This is a genomic window from Desulfobacter latus (assembly GCF_013389365.1).
GTDB classification, from domain to species: domain Bacteria; phylum Desulfobacterota; class Desulfobacteria; order Desulfobacterales; family Desulfobacteraceae; genus Desulfobacter; species Desulfobacter latus.
In genome coordinates this window covers 1-8,691 of record NZ_JACADJ010000103.1, presented here as the reverse complement: position 1 = coordinate 8,691, position 8,691 = coordinate 1, and the positions used below count along the sequence as shown (strand labels likewise).

Sequence of the window (8,691 nt, the reverse complement as noted above, 5' to 3'; positions counted from 1 at the left end):
TAGACGCTTTTGAACGTTACTGTTCAATCGTTCCAAGGTCAGGTCTCGAAATTTGTGTGAGGACAGTAGTTCATGCCCTCTGGGCTTAACCCAAATCCTGGCCCTTCGGGTCAGGATTTTTACTATAAAACACTACTTATGATTTTAATAAATTACTTATTGATATTTTTTAATACTTTTAAATCGACTATATTTTTCCATCCTTCACAAGTACTTTACACTTTCTGACGCAAGCTCCGTTTTCCAGTTTCCAGGGGCTTCACCCCAGGGAAGTTAAAAAAATTCAAATCCCCAGCACCCAGCACCCAGCACCTAACAGTCCGCCCAAAGGGCGCTAATTTATAATCGCTGAAACCAACGCTTGCAATTTATAAATAGAATAATATATTCAATTCTTATTTGGAATTTGGCTGCCTTGGAAAATTAGGAAAAAAAATTAAAAGTACCATGAGAGGAAATAAGGTAGAATATGTACGAACAAGTTGCCCATACACTTTTAAATGACATTCTGAACCGCATTAAACCGGAAATCTCCGAGCAGGATCTGCGACATTTCTACACCCGCCTTGGCGCAAATTTTTACAGCATTTATTCCCTGTTTCAAAAGCTTTACGGGGAGCGCGAGGATTTTGTAGCGCAGGCTCAAAAGCTGGTTGAAACCATGGCGATGCAGTATATCAAGCGCCCGGAAAATCTTCGCCGGCTCGATCTGGACCGGGAAAAGGATTACAACTGGTTTCTCAGCCAGCAGTTGGTCGGAATGGCGCTCTATTGTAAAGGCTTTGCAGGCAACCTCAAAAACCTGCAGGGACACCTGAACTATTTTCAGGAACTGGGTGTTAACCTGATTCATGTCATGCCGATATTACCCTGTCCGGAAGGAAAAAGTGACGGCGGCTATGCTGTCAATGATTTTAGACAGATCAACCCTGAGCTTGGTACTTTGAAAGATCTTCAACAGTTGACAGCCGAAATGAGAAAGCGCGATCTCCTGCTCGTACTCGATGTCGTTGTCAACCACACCTCGGACATGCACTACTGGGCAAGGCGCGCCAGAGCGGGTGAAAAAAAATATCAAGACTACTACTACACCTTTGCAACGCGCAACATCCCGGATATGTTCGAACAAAGCATGCCTGAAATATTTCCGGAGACATCGCCTGGAAACTTCACCTGGGACGAAGACATGGGCCGCTGGGTTATGACCGTTTTCAATGATTTTCAGTGGGATCTTAACTACAGCAACCCGTCAGTTTTTATTGAGATGCTCAACATAATCCTTTTCTGGGCCAACCAGGGAGCCGATGTTCTGCGGCTTGATGCCGTGGCATTTCTGTGGAAAAAAATAGGCAGTACCTGCCAAAATGAACGGGAAGCACATCTGCTTTTACAGCTTTTCAAAGACTGCTGCCAGGTCACCGCACCTGGGGTCGTCTACATTGCCGAGGCCATTGTTGCGCCGGTAGAGATGATAAAATATTTTGGGGAAGATGCGGTTATCGCCAAGGAGTGTGAGATTGCCTACAATGCCACCTTTATGGCGCTGTTATGGGACGCGGTCGCGACCAAAAATGCCCGCCTGCTCAATCAGGGGATCAAGAACCTGCCGGTCAAACTGGATAGAGCCACCTGGCTAAACTACGTTCGTTGTCATGATGATATCGGCCTGGGGTTTGATGATCAAGACATTGTACTCTGTGATTACGAACCCGCCCGGCACCGGAAATTTCTGGTCGATTATTTCACCGGAAAATTTGAGGAATCCCACGCCCGCGGCCTGCCTTTCGGACAGAACAGTAAGACCGGCGACACTCGTATCTCAGGTTCTCTTGCGTCACTTGTCGGTCTGGAACATGCGCTTGAAACGGGCGACAATAAAGCCATAGACGATTCAATCAAAATGATCCTGCTCCTGCACAGCATGATTCTATCCTTTGGTGGTATCCCGCTTATCTACTACGGCGATGAAATCGGCACCCTCAACAACGATTCCTACCTTGACGATCCCCTTAAAGCAGGGGATTCACGTTGGGTACACCGACCATGGTTTGACTGGGAGAAAGCGGAAAGGAGAAACAGTCCAGGCACCGTCGAGTATAAAATTTTCACTGCCTTGAAACAGATGATTTCCATAAGAAAAGAAATTACGGTCTTTGCCGATTTCAATAATCGAGAGCTTATCGAAGTCGACAATCCGCACCTTTTTGTTTTTGGGCGTTACCACCTGCAACAGCCAAGCGAGCAGGTGCTGGTGGTGGCCAATTTCAGTGAACACCCTCAGCATCTCAACCTGGACGACCTCGGGACATGGAAACCACAATACAAAACGCTGGTGGATTTGTATTCCGGGGAAAGTCCGGATATCTTTAAAAACAGTCTTGTTATTCCCGGATACGGTTTTTACTGGCTATGTGAAAAATAGAGAAAAGCACTTAAGCGCCATAATCACAGTCGCCCCCTGCGAATAATGGCTACCAATAACCAGATACCGAGGACGGCAGCAGCAATGAAACCAGCGATGCCGATGATGGATACCCCCAGAATCATGGGAGGTATCCGGGAGTTAAGTACAATGGCCGAGCCCAGGATCAGGGAAGCAATAATAATGGCAAAAGAGATTCGATTGGATGTTTGATCCTGGATCATCATCACCCGTTCCAGGTCTTCAATTTTGATGGAGACCTTAATTTTGCCCTGTTTGATCTGCGTGATAATATGGCTTGTATCCGATGGCAAAGTTTGCAAAAGGGCAAAGATATCCCTGGCTATGCCGGTGAATTCCCTGGAAAGGCGCGACACGGAATATTTACGCAAGCCGGCCGACCTGATATAGGGCCGGGCATGGCCAAGCATATCAAACTGTGGGTCTAATGTGCGTGCCACCCCTTCAATACTGATAAACGCCTTTATCATTAGAAACAGGTCCGGGGGGATTCGCAACCCGTGCCGGGCACAGAGCTCAAGAAATTGGTGGATCATACGGCTGGGATTGATTTCTTCAAGCTTTCTGGACAAATATATGGCGCAAAATTGTGAAATATCCTTTTCCAGGGCGGCCATATTGACCGATTCGTCAGGCACTGTCAGTCGGCACAGCAGACGGGCTGTATTCCGTGTGTCTTTTGATGCAAGACTCTGGAGTAAATCAATGAACAAGTCCCGGGTGGTCGAATCCACAAATCCGGTCATGCCGAAATCAATCATGCAGATACGCTGGTCTTCCAGTATAAGAATATTGCCTGGATGGGGATCGGCATGGAATAAACCAAACTCAAAAACCTGGCGCATGACAAAATCAGCACCTATACGGGTAATTTTTTTTCTGTCAAGCCCTGCGCGTTGAATGGCCTCAAGATTGTCAGCCTTGATGCCCCGGATAAATTCCATACACAGTACCCGTTGTGTGGAATGGCTCCAATATACTTCAGGAATATGGATGGCCGGCTCTTTGGCAAACTGGTCTGCCATCTGTTCCATATTGGCCGCCTCCACCATGTAATCCAGTTCCTTTGCCAGGGACTGGGCAAATTCTTCAACGATTTTTACGGGTCGGAATATGTCTATATTTTCTATATTCTTTTCCATGACCTGGGCCAGGTAATGGATGATTTCCAGATCAATTTCGACTATTTTGCGGATACCCGGGCGCTGGACTTTCACTGCCACTTGTTCGCCTGACGACAGTTCTGCCCGGTGAACCTGTCCGATGGAAGCCGAAGCAAAAGGAGATTCCTCAAAGCAATGAAACACGTCACGGATGGGATTGCCGAACTCTGCAAGGATAATTTGTCCGACCTGTTCAAACGAAAAAGACGGCACCTTGTCCTGGAGTTTAGCAAGCTCCCGGGTTAAATCCAGGGGGATCAGGTCAGGGCGAGAGGATAATACCTGGCCCATTTTAATGAACGTGGGACCAAGCTCCTCCAACACCATCCTGATCCGTTGATTCCTGGACAGTTTTTGATGGGGTTTTGAAAACGGAATTTTATCGAGATAATGATCAATCTTTGTGGCAATAATAATATCTTCAAATCCGTATTTGACAATGATGCCAATGATTTGTTGGTAACGGACCAGATGCCGGTACCGTTTAGTGACCTTGGAAATGGTCTTAAAACTGAGCATAGTCAGGGCAAAAGGCCTGGATTTCACTCGATGACCGAGGTTCAGGCATCCTTTTCAATTTTTTCAGACAAGGCATCAATGCGGGCATTCAGTGTATCAACATCCTCACGGGTGGGCAGATCCAAACGTTTAAGTACCGATTCCACAACCTCTTCTAATTTTTTATCGAGGCCGGATTTTGCGTCATCGTACCGTTTTTTACACTCTTCTAAAAAGTCCTTGGCCTCTTTTTGGTTCATCTCAGATTGTTCTGCAAATTCCTTGGCAAAGGTCTCAATTTCTTTTTTGGAGCGTAGCGCCATACCGACCCCGGAGAGCAGCGTGTTTTTTATACTTTCAAGCATGTTCGTTTCCTTAAAAAAAATTATTTTACGCCAAAGGATACATCCTGTATATCTTCCACACAAGTATCCCCATTCAATAATGGCATTCATCTTACCATAAGATTCGGGTAAAAGTGTATGAATAAAAAAATCTGTTATTACCATAACAAGGTTTAAATATAGTTATTTTTTTGCTAAAAATAATGTTTATTTATTGGCCTGGTTTCATTGAGTCTGAGATATTAGTTCTGATCTGAAAAATGAATGTCTAAATAATGGATACAAAAGGCGCATGCGAATAAAATGTTGGGGAGCCAGGGGGTCAATCTGTGTATCAGGGAATCAATATACTAGGTACGGCGGCGATACCACTTGTTTTGAAATCCAGGCGAATTCCGGTGAAATTGTAATCATTGATGCCGGTACCGGTATACGCAGGCTTGGTAAGCATTTGGTCCAAAGAGAAATTAAGACATGTTACCTGCTTCTGACCCATACCCATTGGGATCATATCATTGGTTTGCCTTTTTTTCATCCTTTGTTTCATGAAAACACAACGGTTCATATCCAGGACCGTACCTTTGCCGGCCTGACCACAAAAAATGTGATTGATCAAGTTATGTGCATGCCTTTTTTCCCTGTGGAGTTAAAGGATTACAACGCCAACATCCGGTTTGATTCATCCTTGAACAATCGTTTTTCCATCGGCAGCCTGGACATTGAAACCATTCCCACCTCCCATTCCCAAAACAGCATGGGATACAGGTTTACGGAAAATGGGAAAACATTTGTCTTTCTTACGGACAATGAACTGGGATATACCCATTCCCAAGGAAAACGCATTGAAGAATATATTGACTTCTCAACGAACGCGGATGTACTGTTTCATGACACCGAGTACACGGATGATGAATATCTGAATAAAACCGGTTGGGGTCACTCCTGCCTGTCCGATGTTCTGGACTTGAGCGCCAGGGCATCAGTGGGGCAGCTGGGCCTGATCCATATCAACCAGGACAGAACCGATGACCAGGTGGATGCCATGGTGGCGCAATGCCGCCGGTTTTTCAATGATCATCACCTTTCCACATCCTGTTATGCCGTTTCTACGGATTTTGAAATCTTTTTATAGGCCTTATGTAAAATCGTATGTTACGCGCATTATTAATTTTTTTACGCTCTTGGGCGTCAAATCTGCAGCGTTTTTTTACAAAAACCTGGGAATCCGTCAAGCATTTTGCCCACCCCCGTGTGGTGACCATGCTTTTTTTCGGGTTCAGCGCAGGACTTCCCATTCTGCTGATTTTTTCCTCCCTGTCCCTTTGGCTGCGTGAGGCAGGGGTCCAGCGTTCGGCGGTCACTTTTTTTTCCTGGGCAGCCCTGGGGTATTCCTTTAAATTTATCTGGGCGCCGCTGGTAGATCAGATGCCCATTCCGGTAATGAGCCGGAGGCTCGGCCGGCGCAGGGCCTGGATACTTCTGGCCCAGATCGGCATTACCGCATCCATTTTTGCCATCTCCATGATTGATCCGGCAAAAGGCCAAAATGATATGGTTTTTATGGCCCTGGCCGCTGTGGGCTTAGGCTTTTCTTCGGCCACCCAGGATATTGCCATTGATGCCTACCGCATTGAATCGGCCGGCGAAAGTCTCCAGGCCCTGATGGCTTCCGTGTATATTGCCGGATACCGGATCGGAATGCTGGCCGCCGGCGCCGGTGCCCTGTTTCTGGCCCAGATCAAAGGCTCAGCCCCGGGCGCCTATGATTATACGGCCTGGCGCACGGCCTATCAGATCATGGCCGGACTGATGATCATTGGTATGATCACGGTCTTTGTAATTAAAGAACCTGAAGTTACGGCCAGAGAAACAAATCACGCCCGGACCACGGATCATGCCCGGTTTTTCGTCCTTTTTTTAGTGTCTGCCGCGGCTTTTGTCGGATGGTTCTATTTTTCATCCGGGATTGCATCAACGTTAAAAGCGCAGATGATTTTTGTCGTAAAAAGTTCTTCTGCAGCCGGATTTATCATTGAAACAGCGAGGCTTGCCGGGGGGATTTGCGCCGGGCTTCTGGCTGCAAGGATGATGGTGGCCCTGAAAGTGGCGGACATGGAGATGATCCGGTCCGCCTATGTTGAACCTGTATCGGATTTTTTCTCCCGGTACGGTTTAAGTTTGGCCTGGTTGCTGCTTGCGCTCATCGGCCTGTACCGGATTTCCGACATTGTTTTAGGTGTGATTTCCAATGTCTTTTACCAGGACATGGGATTTTCAAAGATTCACATCGCAAGCATCGTAAAAACATTTGGACTCTTCATGACCATTGCCGGCGGTTTTCTGGGGGGCACCCTGTCCATCCAGTTCGGGGTGATGCGCATTCTTTTTGCCGGGGCATTGCTGTCAGCAGTTACCAACCTTTTGTTTGTACTCATGGCCTGGACCGGTCCGGCCCTGCCCATGCTCTACCTTGTGATTTCTGCGGACAATCTGGCCGGCGGCCTGGCCGGCGCTGCTTTTGTGGCCTTTTTATCCAGCCTGACCAATGTCCGGTTCACCGCCATTCAATATGCCGTATTTTCGTCATTAATGACCCTTGTGCCAAAGGTGTTTTCCGGATATTCCGGGGGCATGGTGGACCAGCTGGGATATCCTGTATTTTTCACCGTGACCGCCGTGATGGGTATTCCGGTTTTGATTTTAATCCTGATCTGCGGCGTTCGACTGCAAGTTAAGGACCGCAGGTGAAATCCAGTTTCTGGATTCTTCTTAACGTTAAATTTTTTTCATCTTTTCAATTCGTTCTTTCAGGTCTGCTGGTGCAAGAAACACGAGCGTTTTACCATCTTTTAACTTTCTTAAAAACGAAAATTCATCTGACATTTGAAGCAAGTCTTTACGTGCAGTGTCATATGCAATCGCATAATTCCTCTTATACTGATTGATATTATAAATGAAATTAGGATTCGCTAAAGCATGGTGAAGTAATGATAATTGCCTTAAATTTAGTTCCTTTTTTAGTGTCGCACCAAGAAGAAGCTCTTGTGCCTCTTGAATTCGTTGCGTTCGCTCACTTAAGTACTCATGAAGTTCTGAGATTGCCTTTTTTATTACGTCTAATTGATGCAATATAAAATAGGTAAGATCATTGCTATCTGTTTCAGTGTATAGAAATGCCTTGGCATATTGTGTTTGAGATCGTTTTATTACTTGAGAGATCGAAATAAATTCAGTCAGCCAATACCCCTCATTAATCATTGCCCAATAGAATAGCGCTCTGGCTGTCCGCCCATTACCATCTATAAAAGGATGTTCATAGGCAAGCATGAAATGAAGGATAATGGCCTTAAGAACCGGGTGTATAAATCCATTCCCTTGGCCATTGGCAAATCGGCATAATCTTTCTATTCTTTTTTCAATTCCTTTTGCACCTGGAGGAAGGTGTAAAACTTTATTCGTTACTTCGTCAGCAACATAAATATCTGCGTCTTTTACAGTTCTAAAAACGCCTGCTTTTTTCTCATCTTTTAATGTGTTTGTTGTGAGAATTTTATGCAACTCAAGAACCATACTTAACGTTAGTGGTTCAGACTTGTTTTCTAAGATAAATTCCATTGCATGATAATTATTATATATCATTTGCTCGCTATGGTTTTTTGGGGCACGATCCTGAAGAATCATTTCTTTTGCAACTTCGCGTGTGGTTGTTGCTCCTTCAATCTGACTCGACGTCGTAGCCTCCCTTATCAGAGATTTGATGATATATTCTTTTTTCATACCGGACTTAGCATCAATTGGAAAACTTGATTTTATTGTGCCGGCAGCATTTTTATCGAGCCAGTGTGTCTGCTCCTCAATTTCATCTGTTTTTGTAAAATTAAAAGAAATGCCGTCCTTGCTCTCAAAATTTAATTTCTTAGATTGATTCAGTCTGATTAACTTTATTCCAGCCCACCATTGCTCAACTGTGAGCCCTTCCGGTGGGGCATGATGCCTCAACTTGTCCCAATGGAGGTAACGTCCCTTTTCATCAACTGCGTTACAGGTCTTAAGGTATGTCAGGAAATCAGGCCCATCACCTTGGTTTATTATTTTGAAATAATCTGGTGGTGTTACTGGTACTTTCATTTGAACATCCTTGTTGACTTTTTGCACCTTATTAAAAAGTGATCAAACAAAAAGTAGCATTCAATCATACGGCTGTAAATACCATTTTTTTAAAAAAAGTATTTTGAGATAAAGA

Annotated in this window: 6 protein-coding genes; 3 read left to right on the top strand and 3 right to left on the bottom strand. The window is 45.2% G+C overall.

The genetic code is table 11. From position 1 onward, the window contains the following. The first annotated feature begins 469 nt into the window (after positions 1–469). Positions 470–2,422 carry an alpha-amylase family glycosyl hydrolase gene (locus HXW94_RS17490; RefSeq protein WP_178368183.1) on the top strand — a complete coding sequence of 651 codons (1,953 nt, stop codon included), beginning with the start codon at positions 470–472 and terminating at the stop codon, positions 2,420–2,422. Between the two features lie 23 nt (positions 2,423–2,445). Here HXW94_RS17490 and HXW94_RS17485 read toward each other — a convergent pair whose 3' ends face one another. Both HXW94_RS17485 and HXW94_RS17480 read right to left on the bottom strand, forming a co-directional pair. After that, positions 2,446–4,152, bottom strand: a complete 1,707-nt coding sequence (locus tag HXW94_RS17485; RefSeq protein ID WP_343054689.1) for an ABC1 kinase family protein — start codon at positions 4,150–4,152, stop codon at positions 2,446–2,448. Between the two features lie 14 nt (positions 4,153–4,166). Next, positions 4,167–4,469 carry a phasin family protein gene (locus tag HXW94_RS17480; RefSeq protein WP_178368182.1) on the bottom strand — a complete coding sequence of 101 codons (303 nt, stop codon included), beginning with the start codon at positions 4,467–4,469 and terminating at the stop codon, positions 4,167–4,169. A gap of 271 nt (positions 4,470–4,740) precedes the next feature. Between HXW94_RS17480 and HXW94_RS17475 the strand changes: the two genes are divergently transcribed. Together HXW94_RS17475 and HXW94_RS17470 are read left to right on the top strand one after the other, a co-directional pair. Continuing rightward, the gene (locus HXW94_RS17475; RefSeq protein WP_178368181.1) at positions 4,741–5,580 is read left to right on the top strand and encodes an MBL fold metallo-hydrolase; all 840 of its coding nucleotides are present in this window, start codon (positions 4,741–4,743) and stop codon (positions 5,578–5,580) included. A 17-nt stretch (positions 5,581–5,597) separates the two neighbouring features. Beyond that, on the top strand, positions 5,598–7,196 hold the full coding sequence (locus tag HXW94_RS17470) for an AmpG family muropeptide MFS transporter (RefSeq protein WP_178368180.1): 1,599 nt from the start codon (positions 5,598–5,600) through the stop codon (positions 7,194–7,196). A gap of 27 nt (positions 7,197–7,223) precedes the next feature. On the opposite strand, the gene HXW94_RS17465 is transcribed toward HXW94_RS17470, so the two are convergent. Further along, on the bottom strand, positions 7,224–8,576 hold the full coding sequence (locus HXW94_RS17465) for a Fic family protein (protein ID WP_178368179.1): 1,353 nt from the start codon (positions 8,574–8,576) through the stop codon (positions 7,224–7,226). Between the last annotated feature and the right edge of the window lie 115 nt (positions 8,577–8,691).